Source organism: Bradyrhizobium sp. T-12 (assembly GCF_058314695.1).
Window position 1 is genome coordinate 1,808,976 of the sequence record NZ_CM177756.1, and the last position, 23,436, is coordinate 1,832,411.

The window sequence follows — 23,436 nt, forward strand, 5'->3', positions numbered from 1 at the left end:
CCTTCAAACTTGCGGGTTCCGGATCTGCCGCAGCGCCTCGCCTGCGGCCATCGCCGCGGTCATGGCCACATTGAGCGACCGCAGCCCGGCTTTGATCGGGATCACCAGCCGCGCATCCGCGGCCTCGACCACCGCGTCGGTGACGCCGGCGCTCTCGCGCCCGAATAGCAGGATGTCCGACGTCTGGTAACGGAAATCGCGATAGTCGGTGGCGGCCTTGGTGGTGAACAGCAGCAGGCGGTGGCCATGCGCGGCGCGCCAGTCCTCGAATTTCAGCCAGGAGTCGTGCCTGACGATGCTGACATGGCCGAGGTAATCCATTCCCGCCCGGCGGAACGCGCGGTCGGAGACCGGGAACCCCGCCGGTTCGATGATATGGGCGTCCAGTCCGAGGCAGGCGCAGAGCCTGAGAATCGTGCCGGTGTTCTGTGGGATGTCGGGCTGGAAAAGCGCTATCTGCATCGGGGGTGGCGGGTTGGTTGCGGGTCGGAAATGTCTCAATAAAACATCGCATGGCCGGGAATTCGTGCATGGCACGCCCCCGCGCCGATAGCGGGCTTGCGCTCGCCCGGCAAGGGTGCCAATAGAACGATTCTGGACTGCTGTTTCGCCTGTTTAGAGGCGAATAAGCGAAGTTCTGCCGCCGCGGGGGGCCGCGGGCGCCGGCAGCCTTTCCGGGGACCTCATGGGCGCCTCCTGGAGCGGTTCCGCCGGCTGCGTAAGAAGAAAGGGTTGGAATCGTGACGACAGCGTCTTCGGCGGACCATCCGACACGCCGTGATTTCTTATTCGTTGCAACGGGGGCAGCTGCCGCAGTAGGGGGCGCAGCCGCGCTCTGGCCCTTCATCTCGCAAATGAATCCTGACGCCTCGACCATCGCCGCCGGTGCGCCGATCGAGGTCGATCTCAGCCCGGTCGCCGAAGGGCAGGACATCAAGGTGTTCTGGCGCGGCAAGCCGATCTACATCAGCCACCGCACCAAGAAGCAGATCGACGAGGCGCGCGCCGTCAACGTGGCGAGCCTGCCCGATCCGCAGACCGACGAGGCCCGGGTCAAGTCCGGCCACGAGCAATGGCTGGTCGTGATCGGCATCTGCACCCATCTCGGCTGCATCCCGATCGCTCATGAAGGCAGCTACGACGGGTTCTTCTGCCCCTGCCATGGTTCGCAGTACGATTCGTCCGGCCGCATCCGCCAGGGGCCCGCGCCCGCGAACCTGCCGGTGCCGCCGTACACGTTCGTTTCCGACACCAAAATCCAGATCGGCTGAGCTTCGGACGCACGTCCGAAGCTTCGCGCCGTCTCGTCGTTTTATTTCCTCAGGATCGCATCATGAGCGGACCATCCGACTACCAGCCGAGCAATCCGGCCCTGCAATGGATCGAGCGGCGCCTGCCGATCTTCGGCCTCATGCATTCCTCGTTCGTCGCCTATCCCACCCCGCGTAACCTGAACTATTGGTGGACCTTCGGCGCCATCCTCTCCTTCATGCTGGGGATGCAGATCCTGACCGGCGTGATCCTGGCGATGCACTATACGCCGCATGCCGATCTCGCCTTCAAGTCGGTCGAGCTGATCGTCCGCGACGTGAACTACGGCTGGCTGCTGCGCAACATGCACGCCTGCGGCGCGTCGATGTTCTTCTTCGCGGTCTACGTCCACATGCTGCGCGGTCTCTATTACGGCTCCTACAAGGAGCCGCGCGAGGTGCTGTGGATCCTCGGCGTCATCATCTACCTCCTGATGATGGCGACGGGCTTCATGGGCTACGTGCTGCCCTGGGGCCAGATGAGCTTCTGGGGCGCCACCGTCATCACCAATCTGTTCTCCGCCATTCCCTATTTCGGCGAGAGCATCGTGACGCTGCTGTGGGGCGGCTATTCGGTCGGCAACCCGACGCTGAACCGCTTCTTCTCGCTGCATTACCTGCTGCCGTTCCTGATCGCGGGCGTCGTTGTGCTCCACGTCTGGGCGCTGCACGTCGCCGGCCAGAACAATCCTGACGGCGTCGAGCCGAAGACGGAAAAGGACACGGTGCCGTTCACGCCGCACGCGACCATCAAGGACATGTTCGGCGTCGCCTGCTTCATGCTGCTCTACGCCTGGTTCATCTTCTACATGCCGAACTATCTCGGCGACGCCGACAACTACATTCCGGCGAACCCGGGCGTGACGCCGCCGCACATCGTGCCGGAATGGTATTACCTGCCGTTCTACGCGATCCTCCGCTCGATCCCGAACAAGCTGGCGGGCGTCGTCGCGATGTTCGGCGCGATCATCATCCTGTGCTTCCTGCCCTGGCTGGACGCCGCGAAGACCAAGTCGTCGAAGTATCGTCCGCTGGCCAAGCAGTTCTTCTGGATCTTCGTCGTGGTCTGCATCCTGCTCGGCTATCTCGGCGCACAGCCGCCGGAAGGCATCTACGTCGTTGCCGGCCGCGTTCTGACGGTCTGCTACTTCGCCTACTTCCTGATCGTGCTGCCGCTGCTCTCGCGCATCGAGAAGCCGCGGCCCGTGCCGAACTCGATCTCCGATGCGGTTCTGGCCAAGACCGGCAGCCGATCGACGCCGATGGTGTCGACCGCGATCATGCTGGCACTGGCGGGTTCGCTGTTCGCGGGCTCGGTCGACAGCGCGAAGGCGTCTGAAGGCAGCGACACGCCTCCCGGCAACAAATGGTCGTTCTCCGGCCCTTTCGGTAAGTTCGACCGCGGCGCGCTGCAGCGCGGCCTGAAGGTCTACAAGGAGGTCTGCGCCAGCTGCCACGGGCTGTCCTATGTCTCCTTCCGCAACCTCGCCGAGCCCGGTGGGCCCGGCTATTCGGTGGCGCAGGCGGCAGCCTTCGCGTCCGAATACAAGGTCAAGGACGGTCCGAACGATGCGGGCGACATGTTCGAGCGCGCAGGGCGGCCGGCGGATTATTTCCCCTCGCCGTTCCCGAACGAGCAGGCCGCACGTGCCGCGAACGGCGGCGCGGCGCCGCCCGACCTGTCGCTGATCACCAAGGCGCGCTCCTATAAGCGCGGTTTCCCCTGGTTCATCGTCGACTTCTTCAGCCAGTACCAGGAGCAGGGTCCGGACTACGTCTCGGCGGTGCTGCAGGGCTTTGACGATCACGTCCCCGAGGGCGTCACCATTCCGGAGGGCTCGTACTACAACAAGTACTTCCCGGGCCACGCCATCAAGATGCCGAAGCCGCTCAGCGACGGCCAGGTGACCTATGACGACGGCTCGCCGACCACGGTGGCGCAGTATTCCAAGGACGTCACCACGTTCCTGATGTGGACCGCCGAGCCGCACATGGAAGCGCGCAAGCGCCTCGGTTTCCAGGTCTTCATCTTCCTGATCCTGTTCGCGGGCCTGATGTACTTCACCAAGAAGAAGGTCTGGGCCAGCTCGCACTGAGCAGCGCGCGCGAAACGAGAGATGAGAAGCCCCCGCAAGGGGGCTTTTTTTCTGAGCTCAGCTCTCGGTCATTCCGGGTTCGCACTGTCGTGCGCCCCGAAATGACGAGAGTGTGGATTGCGCCTCGCGGTCCCAGCCGCCAAAATGCACGTCAATCGCTCTGCCAGAAACTCATCGGAGGACACCATGGGAACCGCCATCACCTTCAAGCGCCCGGATGGCAAGGACGCCTCGGGCTATCTCGCCAATGCCGCGCGCGGCAACGCGCCGGGCGTGGTCGTGATCCAGGAATGGTGGGGCCTGTCGGACCAGATCAAGGGCCTGTGCGACCGCTTTGCGCTGGCCGGCTTCGATGCGCTGGCGCCCGATCTCTACAAGGGCAAGGTGGTGCCGTATCACGACACGGACAGCGCCAACAAGGAGATGAACTCCCTCGACTTCATGGACGCCACCACGCAGACGGTGCGCGGCGCCGCGCAATATCTGGCGCGCAACGGCGCCAAGGTCGGGCTGACAGGCTTCTGCCTCGGCGGCGCCGTGACCATCATCGGTTCGGTGCACGTGCCTGAACTCGCTGCCGGCGTCGTGTTCTACGGCATCCCACCGGAGCAGGCGGCCAAACCCGCCGACGTCAAGATCCCGCTGCAGGCTCATTTCGCCAACAAGGACGATTGGTGCACGCCGGAGCTGGTCAGCGGCTTCGAAAAGGCCATGAAGTCCGCCGGCAAGTCGCTCGAGCTGTTCCGCTATGACGCCGAGCACGCCTTCGTCAACGAGCAGCGCCAGGCCGTACACGACCGCGAAGCTGCTGAACTCGCCTGGGGCCGGGCGACGGAGTTTTTCAGGAAGCATCTGGGGTAGCATGACGGGCAGCCCGAACCTCAGCTTCCGGCCGCTCGAAACGCACGATCTCAAGGCGATCAGTCTCGTGCACTACCGCGCCTGCCTGATCGCCTATCAATTCATGAACTGGTCGTATTCGCTGCAGGAGGTCGAGGCCTGGTATTCGCCTAAATTCGCCGAATGGAGCTGGACACTCGCAGCATTCGAGGCGGACGCCATGGCGGGTTTCATTGCGCTGGAGGGCCGGCATGTCGATCAGCTCTTCGTCGATCCATCGTGTCACCGGCGCGGCGCCGGTTCGGCGCTGCTGGAGCGAGCGATCGCGAGTGCGCATGCGAGTGCTCATGGCCGGTTCACGCTCAATGTATTCGAGCAGAATTTCGCTGCGCGTGCGTTCTACGAGAAACACGGCTTTCGCGAGCGCGATCGATGGATGAACGAGGAAGAAGGCGCCATCGACCTGCTATATGTCCGCGAGGGCTGAACAACCGTCAGGCTGTTTTCACGCTTTCAAGCCTCGAAAGAGGGCCCGGACGGGCAGGGGCGTGGTTCCGTCTCTTGACATGGCCTCTCTCGGATGGTGAGTATCCGCCCATGAGCACGGCCGTCCGCCCAGCCCGTCTTTGGTGGCGCACCTCCTAAGAGGTGGCCGGTGCGATTTATTCTCCCAAAATCGTCTGAGGTCGCCTGCACAGTGCGGCGGCCTTCTCGTTTGTCCTGTGTGGCGTTCCCTCGGCAAGTTTCGTAAGAGGACGACATGAACAGGACAGTCTTTGCCCTCCCGGCCCGAAGCGATTACTTGACCCGCGCAGGTCTCGCGATCACGCGCGTGGCCGAGCAGTTCACGGGCGGCGCCAACCGGCTCGACGATCTCATCAACCTGCTCGACCGCCGCCGCGGCGTAGTGCTGTCCTCGGGCACCACCGTGCCCGGCCGCTACGAGAGTTTTGACCTCGGCTTCTCCGATCCGCCGCTCAAGCTCGAGACCACTGGCGTCGATTTCAAGCTGGAAGCGCTGAATGGGCGCGGCCAGGTGCTGATCGCCTTCCTCGCCGATGTCCTGCGCGAGCCCTGCGTCGTGATTTCCGAGAAGAGCGCGACGCATCTTGCCGGCCACATCGTCCGCGGCGACGCGCCGGTCGAAGAGGACCAGCGCACCCGCCGCGCCAGCGTGATGTCGCTGGTGCGCGACATCATCGCAGCCTTCTCCGCCAATGACGACGGGCTGCTCGGCCTGTTCGGCGCCTTCGCCTACGACCTCGTGTTCCAGATCGAGGATCTCGAGCAGAAGCGCGCACGCGAGGCCGACCAGCGCGACATCGTGCTCTACGTGCCCGATCGCCTGCTGGCCTATGACCGCGCCACCGGCCGCGGCGTCGTGCTCGCTTACGACTTCGCCTGGAAGGGCAAGTCGACCGCAGGCCTGCCGCGCGAGACCGCCGAAAGCCCTTATTTGAAGACGCCGCGCCAGGGCTTCGCCGATCACGCGCCCGGCGAATATCAGGCGACCGTCGAGACCGCGCGCGCCGCCTTTGCGCGCGGCGATCTCTTTGAAGCGGTGCCGGGACAGCTGTTCGCCGAGCCTTGCGACCGCTCGCCGGCCGAAGTCTTCCAGCGCCTCTGCGTCATCAACCCGTCTCCTTACGGCGCGCTGATGAATCTCGGCGAGGGCGAGTTTCTCGTCTCGGCTTCACCGGAAATGTTCGTGCGCTCGGACGGCCGCCGGGTCGAGACCTGCCCGATCTCGGGCACCATCGCGCGCGGCACGGATTCGATCGGCGATGCCGAGCAGATCCGCAAGCTTCTGAACTCGGAGAAGGACGAGTTCGAGCTCAACATGTGCACCGACGTCGACCGCAACGACAAGGCGCGGGTCTGCGTCCCCGGCACCATCAAGGTGCTGGCGCGGCGCCAGATCGAGACCTACTCAAAACTGTTTCATACCGTCGATCACGTCGAGGGCATGCTGCGCCCCGGCTTCGACGCGCTCGATGCCTTCCTCACCCATGCCTGGGCGGTCACCGTGACAGGCGCGCCGAAGCTGTGGGCGATGCAGTTCGTCGAGGATCACGAGCGCTCGCCGCGGCGCTGGTATGCCGGCGCCATTGGAGCTGTGAATTTCGACGGCAGCATCAACACCGGCCTCACCATCCGCACCATCCGCATGAAGGATGGTCTTGCTGAAGTGCGCGTCGGTGCGACCTGCCTGTTTGATTCAGACCCCGCCGCAGAAGACCGCGAATGCCAGGTCAAGGCCGCAGCCCTATTCCAGGCCCTGCGCGGCGATCCGCCGAAGCCGCTGTCGACCTTCGCACCGGATGCGACCGGCTCGGGCAAGCGGGTGCTGCTGATCGACCACGACGACAGCTTCGTGCACATGCTCGCCGATTATTTCCGCCAGGTCGGCGCCGAAGTCACCGTGGTCCGCCATGTGCACGCGCTCGACATGCTCAAGCAGAAGACTTGGGATTTGCTGGTGCTGTCGCCGGGGCCCGGGCGTCCTGAGGATTTCGCGATCAAGAAGACGATTGATGCGGCGCTCGAGAAGAAGCTGCCGGTGTTCGGCGTCTGCTTGGGCGTGCAGGCGATCGGAGAATATTTCGGCGGCGAGCTCGGCCAGCTCACCCATCCCGCCCACGGCCGCCCCTCACGGGTGCAGGTGCGCGGCGGGCGCTTGATGCGCAATCTGCCGAACGAGATCGTCATCGGCCGCTATCACTCGCTCTTCGTCGAGCGCGACAGCATGCCGGAGGTGCTCGATGTCACCGCCAGCACCGAGGACGGCGTCGCCATGGCGCTGGAGCACAAGACCCTGCCGGTCGCCGGCGTCCAATTCCACCCGGAATCGCTGATGTCGCTCGGCAACGAGGTGGGACTACGTATTGTTGAAAACGCGTTCCGGCTGGATGCGCGTGTCGATTGAGAGGCACCAATGACCTTTGACCACGACATCAAGGCGAGCGTCCGCACCATCCCCGACTATCCCAAGCCCGGGATCATGTTCCGCGACATCACCACGTTGCTCGCGGACGCGCGCGCGTTCCGCCGTGCAGTCGACGAGCTCGTCAATCCCTGGGCCGGCAACAAGATCGACAAGGTCGCCGGCATGGAGGCGCGCGGCTTCATCATCGGCGGCGCGGTGGCACACCAGCTCTCGGCCGGCTTCGTGCCGATCCGGAAAAAAGGCAAGCTGCCGCACACCACGGTGCGGATCGCCTATTCGCTCGAATACGGCATCGACGAGATGGAGATGCATGTCGATGCCATCCAGCCCGGCGAGCGCGTCATCCTGGTCGACGACCTCATCGCCACCGGCGGCACCGCGGAAGGCGCCGTAAAATTGCTGCGGCAGATCGGCGCCAACGTCGTCGCCGCCTGCTTCATCATCGACCTGCCGGAGCTCGGCGGCGCCGCCAAGCTCCGTGCCATGGACGTGCCGGTGCGCACGCTGATGACGTTCGAGGGGCACTGAGCCGCCGTCGGCGGTCAGATCGCCTCGGCCTTGAGCTCGGCCCGCCAATGCAGCAGGCGCTCCTTCAGGAGCGCGTTCCTGACATAGGCACTCTCTTCGTCCTCCAGACGCTCGCATTCGTCAAACGTCAGGCCGGCCTCGCCGTGGGCTTTCCAGGCGGCCTGGAGGCTGCGGCAGGTATGGCTGCCCTGGCGGAGCGAGAACCAGATGCGGTTCCGGATCGTCTCGAGGTTCGGCGCCTGGCCGACCCAGGCCTCGCCCGAGGCCGCGCAGCGGACAACGTAGATGCCTGCAACGGTCTTGCGCTCCTTGTAGGCGGCGATCGCTGCTTTCCGGTCGATGCTCACGGGGGATGGGCCTTGCTGAGGGGATGTCGATGCCCGTCTCAATAAATCGGCTTCAGCCCGTCGTCAATATTATCCGGGTAAAAAACCAGCGCAATCAGGACCGCTGCAGGATCAGGCTGAGCTCGAGCTCGCGGAAAGCGAGGTAATTGCGCCGGGTCCATTGGTGCAGCTCGGTCGAGGCGTCCTTCTCCTGGCGGAGATAGCCGGTGAAGGAGAAGTTCAGCCGGTCGATATAGGTCTTGAGGAAGCCGGGCAGGGCGGGCAGGCGGAACAGCCGGCCGCCGGCCATCGCAGCTGGCAGCTCGCCGCGCACCACATGTTCGTTGTCGACCGTGATCAGGTTCATCCGCGGGATCCGCCCGCGCAGCATCTCGTGGGCGCGGGCCGAGACGCGGTCGGTGTCGGCGACGAACAGGATCTGGGGCGCGACGTGTCGGCGCGCCGCCTCCTTCAACAGGCCGATCTCGTCGGTCATCTTGAAGAACTCGTCGAAGGCGTGGAAGCCGAGGTCGATCACCTTGGGAAGCCCATCGTCGATGATGACGCGGTCCATCAGCTGCATCTTGCCGTAGGTGTCGATCACGTCAGCGGTCTCTGTGACCCCCGGCAGGTAGTCGAGCAGCGACGGCTCCTTCAGATTGACGTCGAAGGCCGCGACATTGCCGTTCTTGAGCAGCAGGAATTCGCTCAAAAGCCGCGCCAGCAGGGTCTTGCCGACCTGCGGGCGGGGCGAGCAGATGATGTAGACGGGCGTTGCGGGCATCGACAGCTATATCAGTCGAACTTGGCGACCAATCCAGCCGTATCAGCCCGGCTTGCGCAACTATTTTTCGCTGTTGCGGGTCACGGACTTCGAACCGACGATGTCGGTCAGGCGGATGCGGTCGAACTCGCTCCAGACGTTGGCCAGCCAGTGCCTGACATAGCCGCGCAGCACGAAGGAATAGTTCGCGGCCTCGTCGTTGATGCCCTTGTTGGCAACGAATTTCAGGAACGGGACGGACGACACCTCGACCTGCTCATAGGCCATTTCGTTGAGCTTGGGGATGGTCAGCTCGGTGGCGTCCTTGATGCGGTGGAAGTAGGAATTATAGGTCGCCTGGTCCCACTGGAAGAACTGGGTGTCGTTGATGAAGTTCTTCACCAGGAAGTATTTGGCACCGGTCATGAAGCCCGCGGTCTCGGCGATTTCGTCCAGAGAGGCGATCGAGGGTCCGAGGATGTGAAACACGGCAAAGGTGATCTGGCCGGCCTTGGCGGCGTCGAGGAAACCGATGTCGCGCAAGGATGCGAGCGCCGGCGAGAGCAGGCCGGCGCGGACGTCGATCACGGTGACCGACGGGCTCGTCGCGTTGAGCGTATCGAAGATCTTCATCTGATCGGCCGTCGTCGTCATGTCGACGATCTCGGTGATGTCAGGGTGGAAGCGCTTCAGGGTTCCGCGGGGCGACTCCGTGTCGAAGGCGCGCGTCGGCACGTTGTTGGCTGAGAAATAATCGAGCAAGGTGCGCGACACCGTGGTCTTGCCGACCCCGCCCTTGTCCGCGCCCACCACAACCACTGCCGGCTTTGCCATTGCTGTCCCCTAACGCGCGCCCCCCGATCGCGAGGTCGCGATCGGCCGGGTCCCAAATCGATGTCCCGAGGATGGTCCCAAGGATGTCCCGAGTCTGCTGTTGGGCGCGAACATGGCAGAAACAAGGGAGAATTCAATTCCGCAGCCCGTCGATACGGCAATTCCCGAAGTTTTTCCCAAGCGCGACGAAACTGCCGCGCGTGACGGCATATCGCGCGCTCAATGACGGCCCCAAGGGCCCATGGGATTGCCCGCGGGGTTGCTGTTCGCGGTTCCGGGGGCAGGCATGGGCGGCGGAGCGGCTGGGCCGCTGGCATCGTTCCAGGGACCATGATGGAGCGGCGGTGGGGCATGCTGCGGGTCGGCTGGCGCCCCGGGCTTGCCCGTTTCCTCGGTTGGTAGCAGCGGGCCCGGATCATGGCCGCCGGCAAACTTGACCAGTGCATCCACCCTCGATTGCACCGAGGGGTGGGTTGCGAACAGGTCGGCAAAGCCCTCGCGGGGATTGTCGACGCAGAGCTCCATCACGGCCGAGGTCGCGCCGGGCAGCTCGCCACGATTCTCGATCTTGCGCAGTGCTGAGATCATGGCATCGGGATCTTTGGTCAATTCCACCGAGCCTGCGTCGGCCAGATATTCGCGCGAGCGCGACAACGCGAGCTTGACCACCTGCGACAGCAGCCAGGCCACCACGATCAGTACGATCGCGATGATGATCACGATCACCGCGCCGCCGCCGGAGCTCTTGCTGTCGCTCGACGACGAGGAAGACGAGCGCGACGACGAGGAGGAGCCCGAGGACCACGAACCGCCGGAGCCGGAGCTCCAATTGAAATTTGTGAACAGTCGGAAGAACAATTCGCCGAAGAAGCCGACCACGCCGGCGATGATGACGGCGACCACCATCAGCTGTACGTCGCCATTCTTGATGTGGGTCAGCTCGTGGCCCAGCACCGCCTCGATCTCCTTGTCATTGAGCGTATCGAGGAGACCCGTGGTGACGGTGATGGAATATTGCCTGGGATTGAGGCCGGTCGCGAACGCGTTCAGCGCCGGGCTGTCCATGATCTTCAGCTTCGGCATGGTGATGCCGCGCGAGATACAGAGGTTTTCGAGCAGATTGTAGAGCCGCGGCTCTTCTTTCCTGTCGACGTCGTGGCCGCCGGTCACCGCATCGATCATCGATTGGTGGAAAAAATAGGCGATCACGATCCAGGCCGCGGCCACGACCGTTGCAACGGGCGCGGCGACGATGAGGTCGTGGAAGGCGCGGTTCAGATAATAGGCGACCGTGCCATTGCTGTTGATGACGACCTCGGCGACCAGCGCGCCAGCATAGACCAGCACATAGACCAGCGCGAACAGGCCGCCGAGCAACAGCATCGAACGAAACTTGTTCGAGGCGATGTGCGTGTAGAGACCATACGCGGCCATGACGCGGTTGCCCTGCGACCTAGCGGCTCAAGATCAGAACTTTACCTGCGGCGCCGCCTCGACCTCGGTGCGGCTGGCGCCGAGATCGAAGAAATCCCTCTTGGTAAAGCCGAACATGCCGGCGAACAGCGCCGCGGGCAGCTGCTGGATACCGGTGTTGTATTCCTGGACCGCGTTGTTGAAGAAGCGGCGGCTCGCTGCGATCTTGTTCTCGAGGTCGGAGAGCTCGGATGCGAGCTGCTGGAAATTGGCGTTGGCCTTGAGGTCCGGATAGGCCTCCGACAGCGCGATCAGCCGGCCGAGCGCGCCGGACAGCTGGTTCTCGGCCGCGGACACCTGCGCGGGGCCTTGCGCCGACATCGCCGAATTGCGCGCCTTGATGACGTCGTCGAGCGTGCCGCGCTCATGCGAGGCATAGCCCTTCACGGTCTCGACCAGATTGGGCACGAGATCGTGGCGCTGCTTGAGCTGAACGTCGATATCGGCAAAGGCCTGGCCGACGCGCTGGCTCAGCGCCACAAGGCGGTTGTAGGCGCTGAACGCGAGGAAAGCGAGGACGACGATGACGCCGAGAACGATCCAGCCGGTCGACATGGAGAACTCCTGAAGGGGGAAGAAGGCGGGCCTAGCCTAGACCAAATTGGCGCAGAGCGAGAGCCCCGGCGCAGAGGAGAGGTAGGACTTGGTCGAACGGGGAGCCGCCCGAGTTCAAGGCAAAAGCTCCCGATGAGGTTAACTTTCGGCAATGACGGCGTCGCCCCAGCGCCAACGCCGGGCACTCGCGTAGGCGGCCTTGTCGCGCCGTGGGACCTTTGTCAGTGCGACACCTTCTTCGGTGCAGAGTTTCGCCGCGATCTCGGCCTTGCCAACATCCGGCGGGGCCAGCACGCGTGCGGCGCGGCTCGCCGGCGCTGTGCGAGTCAGGGCGACGTAGATGAAGCGCTCGTCCTCGAACGGCACCTCGGCGCCCTTGATCTGCCGGTGCGCCTGCGAGCGGGGGAGGCGCTGAGAGAAATGGCACCAGTCGGGCGCGACGAGCGGGCAGGGCCTTTCGTGCGGGCAGGGCGCGGCGACGTAGGCGCCAGCCGCGATCAGTTGCTGGCGCAGCGCGAGGATGCGCGCGTAACCCGCGGGCGTGCCGGGCTCGATCACGACCAGCGCGTGGCGCGCTTTGGCCCACATGGTTTCCGCGAGCTTGCGCTGGTCGGCCTCGCTGAGCTCGCCGATGATGTAGCTGGCAATCACGAGATCGGCTTGCGAGGCCTCCGCGAGGTTCGCACCGGCATCGCCGGGCAGATAACGGCACTCCGCCAATCGCGAGCTGCCGCGTGCAAGTTCGAGCGCGAGCCGGCTCAACGTGGCGTTGGCGTCGAGCAGGGTGAAATCCTGCAGCGAGGGAAAGGTCTCCGCTGCCGCCCAGCTCGCGGTGCCCGGGCCTGCGCCGACGTCGAGCAGCGTTTCAGGTGCGAGGCTTGGTGCGATCTCGGTCAGCGCATTCAGGCTGGCCGCGACGGCGGCGTAGGTCGCGGGCATGCGCGCCAGCGCATAGGCGAGCGCATCGGCTTCGGACTTGATCGTGCCGGAGCCGCCGCCGGCGCGATAGGCGGTCGAGATTTTTTGCGAGCGCTGCGCCGCGTCGGTGCGGGAGAAGCCCTGCAGCTTGCCGTCGAGGGCGGCCTTCAGTTCGGCGGGGAGGGTGGGGGAGATCATCTTTGCCCACCGTCATTCCGGGGCGATGCGTAGCATCGAACCCGGAATCCATCGCGCGGCAGAGTCGGTCGAGGAATGGATCCCGGGTTCTCGCTGCGCGAGCCCCGGAATGACAGCCACGTCACGCCACGTTCTGGTCGAGAATGTCCACGGCCTCGGACAGGCTGACCGACACCAGTTGCGACACGCCGCGCTCGGCCATGGTGACGCCGTACAGACGGTTCATCCGCGCCATCGTGATCGGGTTGTGCGTGATGATGACGAAGCGCGTGTCGGTCGAGCTGGTCATCTCATTCAGCAGGTTGCAGTATCGTTCGACGTTGTGGTCGTCGAGCGGCGCGTCGACTTCGTCCAGCACGCAGATCGGCGAGGGGTTGGTCAAGAACACCGCGAAGATCAGCGCCATCGCGGTCAGCGCCTGCTCGCCGCCCGACAGCAGCGACAGCGTCTGCGGCTTCTTGCCCGGGGGCTTGGCAATGATTTCGAGACCAGCTTCGAGCGGATCGTCGCTTTCGATCAGGTGCAGCGCGGCCTCGCCGCCGCCGAACAGCTCGACGAACAGGCGCTTGAAGTGGTTGTTGACGACCTCGAACGAGGTCAACAGGCGCTCGCGCGCTTCCTTGTTGAGGCTCTGGATGCCCTGGCGCAGCCGCTTGATGGCTTCCACGAGGTCATCGCGCTCGGTGACGAGGCCGGTGTGCTGGGTCTCGACCTCGCGCAGCTCTTCCTCGGCGCGCAGATTGACGGCGCCGAGGCGCTCGCGGTCGCGCCGCATCTTTTCGAGGTCTTCCTCGATGTCGTGCAGCGGCGGCAGCTCCGCGCCGGGCTCGAGCTCGGCAAGGCCGGCGACGGCCTGCGGCTCGACCTCGAGCATGTCGCGGATCTCGCGCTCGATGTCCTCGAGCCGGCGCCGCGCGCCTTCCATGCGCTCCTCGGCGCGGGCCGTGGCCTCGCGGGAGCTCGACAGGGCTTCGAGGGTCAGCTTGGCGACGCGATCGGTCTCGGCCATCGCGCTTTCCGCGGTGGCGAGTGCGTCGGCGGCCATGCGGCGGTCGTTTTCCGCGTATTCGATCTCGGTGATCAGCGCGCTGCGCTTCTCGGCGAACACTTGCGGCGCGTTTTCGAGCTCGCTGCGCTCGATCGTGAGCTCGGCGATGCGGGCCTGGATGGTGTCGATGTGGGAGGCCGCGCTTTCCTTGCGGTACTGCCACTCGGTGCGCTCGGCGAGGATCGCCTGCACGCGGCGGTCGGCGAGCTCGGCCTCGCGGGCCAACGCCTGCGCCTCGGCGCGGACCTGGGCGGCCATGCGGCGGTGGCCTTCGATGTCGCTGCGGACGGCGGCGAGACGGGTCTCGGTGTCCTCGCTCGACGGCAGCTCGGAGATGCCGGCCTCGGCATATTCATAGGCAGCCTCGGCTTCGGCGCGGTCGGCGGCGAGGCGGCTGTGCGCTTCCGACAGCGTCGCCTTGCGCGCGGCATGGCGGCTGATCTCGCGCTCGGCGGTGGCATGGCGCTCGCGCGCGACGTTCAGCTCGCGCTGCGCGGCGCGCCAGGCTTCGCGGCTGGCGCCTTCCGTGCTGGCGGCCATCTGCAGCTCGGACTCGGCATTCTCCAGCGCTTGGCGCTTGATCTGCGCGTCGATGCGGGCCTGCTCCAGCTCGTTCTCGATGTCGACGAGACGGGCACGCTCGGCGAGGCGGCGGGCCGCGCCGGTTGGAGCATGGGCGGCAGCGACAAAGCCGTCCCAGCGCCAGACGTCGCCTTCGGGCGACACCAGCCGCTGGCCGGTCTTGAGCTGCGAGACCAGCTCGGCACCGCGCTCGCGCGGCACCACGCCGATCTGGGCCAGACGTCGGGCCAGCTCGGCCGGCGCCTGCACGTGATTGGAGAGCGGCACGGCGCCTTCGGGCAGTTCCGGATCGCCTTCGGTGTGGCCGACATTGGTCCAGCGCATCGGCGCCGACGGGTCGATCGGGGCGTCGAGATCGTCGCCGAGCGCGGCGCCGATCGCCTTCTCGAAGCCCTTGTCGACGGTGATGCCGTCGATGATCGGCGGCCACAGATTCTTGGTCTCGCCGTTGACGATCTTGGAGATCGTGCGTGCCTCGGTGTCGAGCCGCTGCACACGCTTGTCCGCTTCGACCAGCGGCGAGCGCGAGGATTCCAGCGTCTGGCGCGCGGCGACGTGCGCGGCTTCGCTGGCCTGCGCCGCGGCTTCCGAAGCCGCCAGCGTCTGCTCCGCGGTCTCGACCAGAGCGGTCAGCTCGTCGAGGTCGCCGAAGCCGCCGGTCTCGGCGGCAAGCTTCTGCTCTTCCGCGGCGACGTTCGCGATCTCCTGGTCGAGCCGGGCGAGCTTGTCGCGGTGGGTGCGGACATTGGCCTCGAGCTGATTGCGCTTGGCGGTGAGGTCGGCGAGCGCGGTGGTGAGCTCGGCGAATTGCTGCTCGGTCTCGGTCAGCACCGCCTCGGCTTCGGCGACGCGCTCGTCGACGCCGGAGCGCTTCTCGACGCGCGACTTGATCTCTTCCTTGAGCTCGGCGTCTTCGGTGTCGAGTCGCTGCAGCGCGACATCGGCATCCATCGTCTGCTGCTGGGCGCGGGAGATGTCGCCCTCGAACTGCGCGAGGCGGCGCTCGAGCTCGGCGACGCGCTCCTTGGCGCGCTCTTCCTCGCGGTCGAGCAGCTCACGGGCATTGGTCAGGCGCTGCAGCCCGGCGGCGGCGCGCGCTTCGGCATCGCGCAGCGCCGGCATTTCGGCGGCACGAATCGCCTGGATGCGAGCGGCCTCGGCCTGGTGCTGGGTGCGCTCGGCCATCTCGCGGACGGCGAGATCATGGGTCTGGCCGGATTCGTTGACGTCGGCATGCGCGCCGATCCAGCGCAGGTGGAACAGGGTGGCTTCGGCCTTGCGGACCTTGGCCGCGACCTCGCGATAGCGCACCGCCTGGCGGGCCTGCTTCTTCAGGCCTTCCATCTGCCCGGAGAGCTGGCCGATCACGTCCTCGACGCGCGTGAGATTGGTTTCGGCAGCCTTCAGCCGCAGTTCGGCCTCGTGGCGGCGGGCGTGCAGGCCGGCAACGCCCGCTGCGTCTTCCAGCACGCGGCGGCGCTGCTCGGGCTTGGCCTGGATGATCTCGCCGATCTTGCCCTGGTGGACGAGGGCCGGCGAGCGCGCGCCGGTGGCGGCATCGGCGAACAGGATCTGCACGTCGCGCGCGCGCACGTCGCGGCCGTTGATGCGGTAGACCGAGCCCGCTTCGCGCTCGATGCGGCGAGAGATTTCGAGCAGCTGGCTGTCGTTCATCGCCGCCGGCGCGGTGCGATCGGCATTGTCGATCGTCATCGTCACTTCGGCGTGGTTGCGCGCGGGACGGTTGCCGGAGCCGGCGAAGATCACCGCGTCCATGTCGGCGGCGCGCAAGCTCTTGTAGGAGGTCTCGCCCATCGCCCAGCGCAGCGCTTCGACGAGATTCGACTTGCCGCAGCCGTTGGGGCCGACCACGCCGGTCAGGCCGGGCTCGATGACGAAGTCGGTCGGCTCAACGAAGGACTTGAAGCCGTGAAGTCGCAGGCGGGTGATTTTCATAAGCACGCATCTCTGTTGGCAGGCGCGAATCCCCCTGCCGGGACACTACCATGGAAGGCAATGTCGCTATCCGGGCGAGTCGCGCGAGGCGCCTCATGCGGCTGGACAATGGCCGCGGTATGCCGCGAGGGCAACCGGCCAAAGCCGCTTTTCCCAAGGGATTTATGCCGGGAAAGATACGGCTTTCGAGATGCGAATCAGAGTCTTGACGCGCGAATCAGCTCTTGAGCAGCGGATTGATCTTCTTGGCGAACTCTTCGAACGAGGCCTCGCCTTTGATCTTCTCGCCGTTGATGAAGAAGGTCGGCGTCGAATCCACCTTGAGCACGTCGCTGGCGTATTTCTGGTCGGCGGCGATCTTGTCGAGCAGCGCCTGGTCCTTCAGGCAGGCTTCCACCTGCTGCTGCGTGAGGCCGGCCTGCTTGCCGATCCGCGTCAGGGTCTCGGTGGTGTTCTTCACGACCCAGTCGTTCTGCTGGCGGAACAGCATGTCGGTGACCGCGAAATATTTCGGTCCGTCGTCCTTCGCGATGCAGCGCGACAGCATCGAGCCGGCCGCGGCTTTGATGTCGAGCGGGAACTCGCGGAAGATGTAACGCACCTTGCCGGTGTCGATGTATTCCTTCTTGATCTTCGGGAACACCTGCTCGTTGAAGGCGGCGCAGTGCGGGCAGGTCATCGAAGCGTATTCGGTGATGGTGACGGCGGCGTCCTTCGGGCCGAGCGCCATGTCGGGCAGCGACACCGGCTTGGCCACATCGCCAGCCGACTGCGCCATGGCGTCAGAAATCAACCGGAGCGGCGAGAACCCGGCGACCGCGGCAAGCCCGGTCAGCGACAGCATCGTGGTGAAGGCGCGGCGGGTGATGATCAAGGTCGGCTCCCGGATTGGCGTGGTCTTGCCCCAGGGGGATATCGAGTTCCCGCCGGGCGGCCTGTCGCTAGCTTGAAACGTGGTTTGAAGCAATGGCGAGCGGCAGGGACGGGTCCAGATTGGCCGCAAAATAAGGCTCAATTTCGCTTGATGGCCGCCCCAAGCCGCGCCAGCGCCGTCTTCAGTTCTTCGTCTTCGATCGCCCCCAGGCTCTCCGCCACCTTGGCGACCGATTTGGGGTCCGGCGGGCCGGGCCGCTTCCGGGTCCGTGGCCGCGAGAGCGGGGCCTGGCGGAAAGCCAGCTTGCCGACCGCGCTCCAGCCGAAGAAGCGGTTGACCCGCTGCAGGATCACGTCGGCGGAATGCTGGATCTCCAGCGCCATCGGCCCCTCGACCCGCAGCACCAGCGTCGCCGGCTCCTGCGGCTGGCCCTCTACGGGCCGCGGCCATTGCATCTTCAAGGGCTCGGCATGGGCCGCGATCTCAGGCCCTGCGATCTGCGCCCACCGCGTCACCAGCTCGCGCGCGGCAAAACCCTGCTTGGCATAGGCCTCGGCAAAGACGTCGTCGAGCAGGATGCCGAGCGGTTTGGCGCTGATCGGGCCGGGTTTGGGAGGAAATTTGGACATGACCGGATCTAGGCCGCTGCACGCGGCCGAATGGCCTTGAGGTCGCGATCGATCTCGCGTCGCCGCTGCATCAGGTCGTAATCCATCTGAAGCCCCAGGAAAAAGCCCTCCGACAGACCAAAATAGCGGGCCAGCCGCAGGTCGGTGTCGGCGGTGATGTCGCGCTTGCCAAGCACGATCTCGTTGATCCGTCGCGGCGGCACGCGAACGGCGCGGGCCAGTGCGTTCTGGCTGAGATCCATCGGCTTCAAAAACTCCTCCAGCAGGATCTCGCCGGGGTGCGGGTTGCGGAGGAGCCCGTTCCTAGTCGTGGTAGTCGACGATTTCGACATCTCTCGGACCTCCGTCATCCCAAACAAAGCAGATGCGCCACTGATCATTGATCCGGATTGAATGCTGACCCCGGCGATCAGCCCTCAAGGCTTCGAGCCGGTTGCCCGGGGGAACCCTGAGATCGGCCACCCGCGCCTGGTTCAGCAAACGCAGTTTTCGCAGCGCTGCATTCTGAATGTCGGGCGGCAGTTTCCTGCTTCGCCGCCCGGACCAGATCAACTCGGTCTCGGAGTTGGCGAAGCTCTGGATCATGCTTGTGTATAACGCAAGGCGTTATAGCTCGCAACGGTCCGGTCGCGCTGGCCACAGGCGAAATCCTCCTCTAGTAAAGGCGAATGTCCTCCACGACGGCGCGCAAGAAAGAAAGGAGCACGACGTCCACCACGTCGTCGGCTCGCCCCACCTTGCTGCTCGCCTGGTACGACCGCCACCGGCGCCGGCTGCCTTGGCGGGCGGCGCCCGGAGAGGCGTCGGACCCGTACCGCGTCTGGCTGTCGGAGATCATGCTGCAGCAGACCACGGTGAAGGCGGTCGGGCCTTACTTCGAGAAATTCGTCGCGCGCTGGCCTGACGTCAGGGCGTTGGGGAACGCCTCGCAGGACGACGTGCTGCGAATGTGGGCCGGCCTCGGCTATTATTCGCGTGCGCGCAATCTCTACGCCTGTGCCGTTGCCGTCACGCGCGAGCGCGGCGGCGTCTTTCCGGACACCGAGGAGGGCCTGCGCGCGCTGCCGGGGATCGGGCCCTACACGGCGGCGGCGATTGCGGCGATTGCCTTCGACCGCCATACCATGCCGGTGGACGGCAATATCGAGCGCGTGGTGTCGCGGCTCTTTGCGGTTGAAGAAGAACTCCCGCAGGCGAAGCCGCTGATCCAGCAATTGGCGGCGACGCTGCTGGCGAATTCGCGCGCCGGCGACAGTGCCCAGGCGCTGATGGATCTGGGCGCCTCGATCTGCACGCCGAAGAAGCCGGCCTGCTCGCTGTGTCCGCTCAATGAGGATTGCATCGCGCGTGCGCAAGGCACGCAGGAAACCTTTCCGCGCAAGGCGCCGAAGAAGAGCGGCACGTTGCGGCGCGGCGCCGCCTTTGTCGTCACGCGCGGCGGCGAGCTGCTGGTCCGTTCGCGGCCGGAAAAAGGCCTGCTCGGCGGCATGACGGAAGTGCCGGGCTCGGACTGGCTCGCCGGCCAGGACGATGCGACCGCGAAGCAGCAGGCGCCGGAGTTGAAGGGGTTGTCGCGCTGGCAGCGCAAGGTGGGCGTCGTCACCCACGTCTTTACGCATTTTCCGCTGGAGCTCGTGGTCTATACCGCGAAGGCGGAGGCGCGCACGCGTGCACCCGAGGGTATGCGCTGGGTGCCGACTGCGACCCTGGCCGGTGAAGCGCTGCCCAACGTCATGCGCAAGGTGATCGCGCATGCGCTGGATCTTCCACCAAGCCGATCCTCCTGACAGCACGCTGGCAGCAGCGTTGCGCTAGGGGATTGCGAAACGGAGGCTGCCAATGGTCAAGACCGCACTCGACAACTTTCCAAGACCGCCCTGTGCCGAGCTGCTGGGGTGGCGGCTACTCGATGCGCGTCCGGAGGACGGTTGGATCAAGCTCGCCTTCGAAGCCAGGCCCGAGTTCTGCAATCCGGCAGGCTTCATCCAGGGCGGCATGCTCTCGGCCATGCTCGACGACACCATGGGCCCGGCCGTGCTGGTGATGAGCGAGGGCCGGCTCTACACCACCACCATCAGCATGACCGTGAACTTTTTGGCGCCGGCCAAGCCTGGGACGATTGTCGGCGAGGCCAAGGTGACGCAGCTCGGCAAGACGATTGCGTTCGTCGAGGCGAAGCTGATGGCGGAAGACGGCACGGTGCTGGCAACGGCAAGCGCGAGCGAGCGATTGCTGGAGGCGGCGAGGGTGGTGGGGAAATAGGCCGGGCCGCGCGCTCCTCTTCCCTTCTCTCCTTGCGGGAGAAGGTGGCGCGAAGCGCCGGATGAGGGGTATCTCTCCGCGAACTCTCATCGCGAGTTGAGCGCGGGGGGACAAACCCCTCAGGGCGCATTCATGCGCATCTCGCTTCGCGCGAAGTCCTAAGCTCCCGCCCGCGCATCCTTGCTCACGATCGGCGGCTTGGCGTTCAGCGCCTCCACCTGGAACCCCGCCACGCGCTTGTAGTTCGCCGCGATGTCTTCCAGCTCCTTTTGCGACAACACGTCGGTGACGACCTGGTACCCGTCGGGCGCGCGCTCCTCGACCAGCTGCATCACCTGCTCGGGGCCGTTCTTGCGGTTGAGCAGGACGAGGTCGGTGGTCGCGGGCCTGCGCTCGGCTTCATAGGCGAGCAGCGCCGCGCTCGTCGGGCCATGCGCGAGAATCTCGCGGGTGATGGTGCGGGCATCGAGGATCGCCTGCGAGGCGCCGTTCGAGCCGATCGGATACATCGGATGCGCGGCATCGCCCATCAGCGTGACCTTGCCAAAAGTCCATTGCGAGACCGGGTCGCGGTCGACCAGCGGATATTCATAGGCGTGGGGGCAGTTTCGGATCAGGCCGGGCACGTCGAGCCAGTCGAACTGCCAGCTCTCGAACCAGGGCAGGAACTCTTCCAGCCGCGCGGTTCGGTTATAGTCCTCGCGCCGCCACTGATAGGTCGGGGGCATATGTCGCTCGGCGACCCAGTTGATCAGGTGATTGCCGGATGCATCCGGCTCCTTGCTGATCGGATAGCAGACGAATTTCAGGATCTCATGCCCGGCCATGATCATGGTGCGGCCGCTGAGGAAGGCTTTCGCCGGCGTGACGCCACGCCAGAGGATGCGGCCGTTCCAGATCGGCGGGCCTTCGTTCGGGTAGAGCTTTTCTCGCGCGGCGGAATGAATGCCGTCGGCCGCGATCAGGATCGCGCCATCATAGGTCCCGGCGGCACTACCGGTCGCCCGGTCGATGAAGTCGGCGCGCACGCCGTCTGCGGTCTCGGTCCAACTGGTCAGATGATGGCTGGTGAGAATGTTGCCGCGGCCGAGCCGCTCGACCGCGGTGTCGAGCAGGAGCTGCTGCAGCGTGCCGCGGTGGATCGAGAATTGCGGCCATTTGTAGCCGGCCTCCAGCCCGCGCGGCTCGCTCCAGATCGGCTTGCCGTGCTTGGAGAAATAGGCGAGCTCGCGCGTCCGCACGCCGCTGGCGTCCAGCCTGTCCAAAAGCCCGAGTTCGATCAGTTCGCGCACCGCATGCGGCAGCACGTTGATGCCGACGCCGAGCGGCTTCAGTTCGGCGACACTCTCGAACACTTTTACGGGAACGCCGATCTGGTGCAGGCTGAGCGCAAGCGTCAGGCCGCCGATGCCGCCACCGGCGATGAGTACGGTCATGACAATCCCCCTCCGATTGACGCGTCTTCGCATGGCAGGGCGGCGGTGGGCAACTGCGAAGAGGTCGCCTATGGACGGCGCGGCGGGGGGCCGTTAACCTCGGGTTTTCCCATGAGGTCCGACATGCTCAAGCTCTACTACGCCACCGGCACCTGCGCGCTCGCCACCTACATCACGCTGGAAGAGGCCGGCGCCGACTACACGGCCGAGCGGCTGAGCTTCAAGGACAACCAGCAGAACAGCCCGGATTACCTCAAGATCAACCCGAAGGGCCGCGTCCCGGCGCTGGTGACCGATCGCGGCGTCCTCACCGAGACGCCGGCGATGCTGGCTTACCTCGCGCAGACATTCCCCAAGGCTAAACTCGCGCCGCTCGACGATCCCTTCGACTTCGCCCAGGTGCAGTCGTTCAACTCCTATCTGTGCTCGACCGTGCACATCAATCACGCCCACAAGATGCGCGGTGCGCGCTGGGCGACGCAGGAGAGCTCGTTCGCCGACATGAAGGCGAAGGTTCCGCAGACCATGGCCGCCTGCTTCGCGCTGATGGAGCAGAAAATGTTCAAGGGGCCGTGGGTGATGGGCGAGCAGTACACGATCTGCGATCCCTATCTCTACACGCTCTCGACCTGGCTCGAAGGCGACAGCGTCGACATCAAGGCCACGCCGAAGATCGCCGATCACTTCAAGCGCATGTCGGACCGCCCGGCGGTGGCGAAGGTGATGGCGGCGCAGAAGGCGTGACAGCTCTTGTAGGGTGGGTTAGCTGAGCAGATGCGCAAGGCGCATTTGCTCGGCGTAACCCACCATGCTCAGCGATCTCGACGAGGTAGGCGGATTACGCTTCGCTGATCCGCCTACGAAGATTTGTTCTCCAGCTCCCGGCCCGTTTCCAGCATCAACCGCCGCAACCAGATCGAGCCCGGGTCCATCTGCGCCCGCGTCGGGTAGAACATGAACTGCTCGTCGATGCCGGGGTCGAGCGGCGGCGTCACCGTGACGAGGCCGAGCTGTTTCGACAATGCGGCGATCAGCCGGCGCGGCACGAAGGCGACGAGATCGGTCCGGGCGGCGACGTGCAGTGCTTCGAGATATCCTGATACGACCAGCGAAATATGCCGCTCGATGCCCTTGGCTTGCAGCCAGGTGTCGATCAGATCCTCGTTGCTGCCGCGGATGATCACGCCGACATGGCGCGCGGCCAGGAAGGTCTCGCGCCGCTTCAGCTTCGCGGCCCAGGGGTGGCCGCGCCGCACCGCGAGGGCGTCGCTGTCGGTGTAGAGCAGCTGGCGGTGAAAGCCTTTGAAGGCATTGCCGATCGAGATCACGAGGTCGATGGTTTGGGCGAACTCGGCGTGGAAGATCGCAGGTCCCCGCCACGGCACGATGTCGATGCGAACATTGGGCGCGGCCCGCGTCACCTTCTCCATGAGCGGCGGCATCAGCAGCTCGACTGCGAGATCTGGCATCATCAGGCGGAATTGTCGTTCGCTGCGCGCGGCGTCGAAATCGTCGGGCACGAACAACCCGCGCACCTGGTCGAGCGCCTGCGCGAGCGGCGCGCGCAGGGCCTGCGCCCGCGGCGTCAGCTCCATCCGCGCGCCGGTGCGCACCAGCAGCGGATCGCCGAAGATGTCGCGCAGGCGCTGCAGCGCGTGGCTCGTCGCCGGTTGCGACAGCCCGATCCGCATGGCGGCACGACTGACGCTGGCCTCGCGCAGAAGCGCGTCGAGGGCGGTCAGCAGATTGAGGTCGAGCGAAGTCAAATTCATCAAACGAATAGATATCATATTCTCTATCGATTTGAAGAATTGTCTTCGCGCGGCGATGATCTCCGTGTTCTCACCAAACGGAGATGCCG

Annotated in this window: 23 protein-coding genes; 9 read left to right on the plus strand and 14 right to left on the minus strand. The window is 65.3% G+C overall.

The features are described from left to right. Positions 1-3: 3 nt before the first annotated feature. Entirely contained in the window at positions 4-462 is a 459-nt protein-coding gene (locus AC0WRY_RS08615; RefSeq protein WP_194406594.1) for a tRNA (cytidine(34)-2'-O)-methyltransferase, read from the minus strand. A 278-nt stretch (positions 463-740) separates the two neighbouring features. Between AC0WRY_RS08615 and petA the strand changes: the two genes are divergently transcribed. The 6 genes from petA (at position 741) to AC0WRY_RS08645 (ending at position 7,721) form a co-directional block, all read left to right on the plus strand. Next, a complete protein-coding gene (gene petA / locus AC0WRY_RS08620) occupies positions 741-1,271 on the plus strand; it encodes a ubiquinol-cytochrome c reductase iron-sulfur subunit (RefSeq protein ID WP_194406595.1) in 531 nt (176 codons plus the stop codon). Positions 1,272-1,333: 62 nt separating this feature from the next. Further along, positions 1,334-3,406: a cytochrome b/c1 gene (gene fbcH, locus AC0WRY_RS08625; RefSeq protein ID WP_194406596.1), complete on the plus strand. Its 2,073-nt coding sequence runs from the start codon at positions 1,334-1,336 to the stop codon at positions 3,404-3,406. Between the two features lie 186 nt (positions 3,407-3,592). Next, a complete protein-coding gene (locus tag AC0WRY_RS08630; protein ID WP_194406597.1) occupies positions 3,593-4,267 on the plus strand; it encodes a dienelactone hydrolase family protein in 675 nt (224 codons plus the stop codon). A 1-nt stretch (position 4,268) separates the two neighbouring features. Then, positions 4,269-4,733 (plus strand): GNAT family N-acetyltransferase, encoded by a 465-nt coding sequence (locus AC0WRY_RS08635; RefSeq protein ID WP_194406598.1) that lies wholly within the window; start codon positions 4,269-4,271, stop codon positions 4,731-4,733. A gap of 273 nt (positions 4,734-5,006) precedes the next feature. Beyond that, positions 5,007-7,172 carry an anthranilate synthase component I gene (locus tag AC0WRY_RS08640; protein WP_194406599.1) on the plus strand — a complete coding sequence of 722 codons (2,166 nt, stop codon included), beginning with the start codon at positions 5,007-5,009 and terminating at the stop codon, positions 7,170-7,172. A gap of 9 nt (positions 7,173-7,181) precedes the next feature. Continuing rightward, a complete protein-coding gene (locus AC0WRY_RS08645) occupies positions 7,182-7,721 on the plus strand; it encodes an adenine phosphoribosyltransferase (protein WP_018323310.1) in 540 nt (179 codons plus the stop codon). 14 nt (positions 7,722-7,735) lie between these two features. On the opposite strand, the gene AC0WRY_RS08650 is transcribed toward AC0WRY_RS08645, so the two are convergent. The 11 genes from AC0WRY_RS08650 to AC0WRY_RS08700 all read right to left on the minus strand — a co-directional run bounded on the left by AC0WRY_RS08650 (position 7,736) and on the right by AC0WRY_RS08700 (position 18,462). Then, positions 7,736-8,068, minus strand: coding sequence for a GIY-YIG nuclease family protein (locus AC0WRY_RS08650; RefSeq protein WP_194406600.1), 333 nt, complete (start codon positions 8,066-8,068; stop codon positions 7,736-7,738). A gap of 94 nt (positions 8,069-8,162) precedes the next feature. Then, positions 8,163-8,831: a hypothetical protein gene (locus AC0WRY_RS08655; protein WP_194406601.1), complete on the minus strand. Its 669-nt coding sequence runs from the start codon at positions 8,829-8,831 to the stop codon at positions 8,163-8,165. Positions 8,832-8,891: 60 nt separating this feature from the next. Further along, entirely contained in the window at positions 8,892-9,644 is a 753-nt protein-coding gene (locus AC0WRY_RS08660; RefSeq protein ID WP_063196576.1) for a P-loop NTPase family protein, read from the minus strand. Between the two features lie 219 nt (positions 9,645-9,863). Then, complete coding sequence (locus AC0WRY_RS08665; protein WP_491122939.1) at positions 9,864-11,078, minus strand: M48 family metallopeptidase; 1,215 nt, start codon at positions 11,076-11,078, stop codon at positions 9,864-9,866. A 33-nt stretch (positions 11,079-11,111) separates the two neighbouring features. Beyond that, entirely contained in the window at positions 11,112-11,672 is a 561-nt protein-coding gene (locus tag AC0WRY_RS08670) for a LemA family protein (protein ID WP_194406603.1), read from the minus strand. 138 nt (positions 11,673-11,810) lie between these two features. Beyond that, positions 11,811-12,788 (minus strand): small ribosomal subunit Rsm22 family protein, encoded by a 978-nt coding sequence (locus AC0WRY_RS08675; protein WP_194406604.1) that lies wholly within the window; start codon positions 12,786-12,788, stop codon positions 11,811-11,813. A gap of 121 nt (positions 12,789-12,909) precedes the next feature. Continuing rightward, positions 12,910-16,374, minus strand: coding sequence for a chromosome segregation protein SMC (gene smc / locus AC0WRY_RS08680; RefSeq protein WP_491122940.1), 3,465 nt, complete (start codon positions 16,372-16,374; stop codon positions 12,910-12,912). 217 nt (positions 16,375-16,591) lie between these two features. Next, positions 16,592-17,248 (minus strand): DsbA family protein, encoded by a 657-nt coding sequence (locus AC0WRY_RS08685; RefSeq protein ID WP_194406606.1) that lies wholly within the window; start codon positions 17,246-17,248, stop codon positions 16,592-16,594. A 137-nt stretch (positions 17,249-17,385) separates the two neighbouring features. Then, positions 17,386-17,877, minus strand: coding sequence for a DUF721 domain-containing protein (locus AC0WRY_RS08690; protein ID WP_194406607.1), 492 nt, complete (start codon positions 17,875-17,877; stop codon positions 17,386-17,388). An 8-nt stretch (positions 17,878-17,885) separates the two neighbouring features. Then, complete coding sequence (locus AC0WRY_RS08695) at positions 17,886-18,209, minus strand: HigA family addiction module antitoxin (protein ID WP_028134868.1); 324 nt, start codon at positions 18,207-18,209, stop codon at positions 17,886-17,888. After that, positions 18,181-18,462: a type II toxin-antitoxin system RelE/ParE family toxin gene (locus AC0WRY_RS08700; RefSeq protein ID WP_194406608.1), complete on the minus strand. Its 282-nt coding sequence runs from the start codon at positions 18,460-18,462 to the stop codon at positions 18,181-18,183. The genes AC0WRY_RS08695 and AC0WRY_RS08700 overlap by 29 nt, the downstream gene beginning before the upstream one ends. An 83-nt stretch (positions 18,463-18,545) precedes the next feature. Here AC0WRY_RS08700 and mutY point away from each other — a divergent pair, with 83 nt between their 5' ends. Together mutY and AC0WRY_RS08710 are read left to right on the plus strand one after the other, a co-directional pair. After that, positions 18,546-19,664, plus strand: coding sequence for an A/G-specific adenine glycosylase (gene mutY, locus AC0WRY_RS08705; protein WP_194406609.1), 1,119 nt, complete (start codon positions 18,546-18,548; stop codon positions 19,662-19,664). A 52-nt stretch (positions 19,665-19,716) separates the two neighbouring features. After that, the gene (locus tag AC0WRY_RS08710) at positions 19,717-20,139 is read left to right on the plus strand and encodes a PaaI family thioesterase (RefSeq protein WP_194406610.1); all 423 of its coding nucleotides are present in this window, start codon (positions 19,717-19,719) and stop codon (positions 20,137-20,139) included. Positions 20,140-20,297: 158 nt separating this feature from the next. Here the strand turns inward: AC0WRY_RS08710 and AC0WRY_RS08715 are convergent, their stop codons facing one another. Then, positions 20,298-21,575 carry a flavin-dependent oxidoreductase gene (locus AC0WRY_RS08715; RefSeq protein WP_194406611.1) on the minus strand — a complete coding sequence of 426 codons (1,278 nt, stop codon included), beginning with the start codon at positions 21,573-21,575 and terminating at the stop codon, positions 20,298-20,300. Between the two features lie 123 nt (positions 21,576-21,698). Here AC0WRY_RS08715 and AC0WRY_RS08720 point away from each other — a divergent pair, with 123 nt between their 5' ends. Beyond that, positions 21,699-22,319, plus strand: coding sequence for a glutathione S-transferase family protein (locus tag AC0WRY_RS08720; RefSeq protein WP_194408204.1), 621 nt, complete (start codon positions 21,699-21,701; stop codon positions 22,317-22,319). A gap of 113 nt (positions 22,320-22,432) precedes the next feature. Here AC0WRY_RS08720 and AC0WRY_RS08725 read toward each other — a convergent pair whose 3' ends face one another. Then, entirely contained in the window at positions 22,433-23,347 is a 915-nt protein-coding gene (locus AC0WRY_RS08725; protein WP_194406612.1) for a LysR family transcriptional regulator, read from the minus strand. Between the last annotated feature and the right edge of the window lie 89 nt (positions 23,348-23,436).

Coding starts and splice junctions, on each gene's coding strand:
- AC0WRY_RS08615 (WP_194406594.1), bottom strand. CDS start 462: ATGCAGATAGCGCTTTTCCAGCCCGACATCCCACAGAACACCGGCACG.
- AC0WRY_RS08715 (WP_194406611.1), bottom strand. CDS start 21,575: ATGACCGTACTCATCGCCGGTGGCGGCATCGGCGGCCTGACGCTTGCG.
- AC0WRY_RS08665 (WP_491122939.1), bottom strand. CDS start 11,078: ATGGCCGCGTATGGTCTCTACACGCACATCGCCTCGAACAAGTTTCGT.
- AC0WRY_RS08695 (WP_028134868.1), bottom strand. CDS start 18,209: ATGTCGAAATCGTCGACTACCACGACTAGGAACGGGCTCCTCCGCAAC.
- AC0WRY_RS08725 (WP_194406612.1), bottom strand. CDS start 23,347: ATGAATTTGACTTCGCTCGACCTCAATCTGCTGACCGCCCTCGACGCG.
- AC0WRY_RS08655 (WP_194406601.1), bottom strand. CDS start 8,831: ATGCCCGCAACGCCCGTCTACATCATCTGCTCGCCCCGCCCGCAGGTC.
- mutY (WP_194406609.1), top strand. CDS start 18,546: ATGTCCTCCACGACGGCGCGCAAGAAAGAAAGGAGCACGACGTCCACC.
- AC0WRY_RS08645 (WP_018323310.1), top strand. CDS start 7,182: ATGACCTTTGACCACGACATCAAGGCGAGCGTCCGCACCATCCCCGAC.
- AC0WRY_RS08670 (WP_194406603.1), bottom strand. CDS start 11,672: ATGTCGACCGGCTGGATCGTTCTCGGCGTCATCGTCGTCCTCGCTTTC.
- smc (WP_491122940.1), bottom strand. CDS start 16,374: ATGAAAATCACCCGCCTGCGACTTCACGGCTTCAAGTCCTTCGTTGAG.
- AC0WRY_RS08635 (WP_194406598.1), top strand. CDS start 4,269: ATGACGGGCAGCCCGAACCTCAGCTTCCGGCCGCTCGAAACGCACGAT.
- fbcH (WP_194406596.1), top strand. CDS start 1,334: ATGAGCGGACCATCCGACTACCAGCCGAGCAATCCGGCCCTGCAATGG.
- AC0WRY_RS08700 (WP_194406608.1), bottom strand. CDS start 18,462: ATGATCCAGAGCTTCGCCAACTCCGAGACCGAGTTGATCTGGTCCGGG.
- AC0WRY_RS08710 (WP_194406610.1), top strand. CDS start 19,717: ATGGTCAAGACCGCACTCGACAACTTTCCAAGACCGCCCTGTGCCGAG.
- AC0WRY_RS08720 (WP_194408204.1), top strand. CDS start 21,699: ATGCTCAAGCTCTACTACGCCACCGGCACCTGCGCGCTCGCCACCTAC.
- AC0WRY_RS08660 (WP_063196576.1), bottom strand. CDS start 9,644: ATGGCAAAGCCGGCAGTGGTTGTGGTGGGCGCGGACAAGGGCGGGGTC.
- AC0WRY_RS08630 (WP_194406597.1), top strand. CDS start 3,593: ATGGGAACCGCCATCACCTTCAAGCGCCCGGATGGCAAGGACGCCTCG.
- AC0WRY_RS08690 (WP_194406607.1), bottom strand. CDS start 17,877: ATGTCCAAATTTCCTCCCAAACCCGGCCCGATCAGCGCCAAACCGCTC.
- AC0WRY_RS08675 (WP_194406604.1), bottom strand. CDS start 12,788: ATGATCTCCCCCACCCTCCCCGCCGAACTGAAGGCCGCCCTCGACGGC.
- AC0WRY_RS08640 (WP_194406599.1), top strand. CDS start 5,007: ATGAACAGGACAGTCTTTGCCCTCCCGGCCCGAAGCGATTACTTGACC.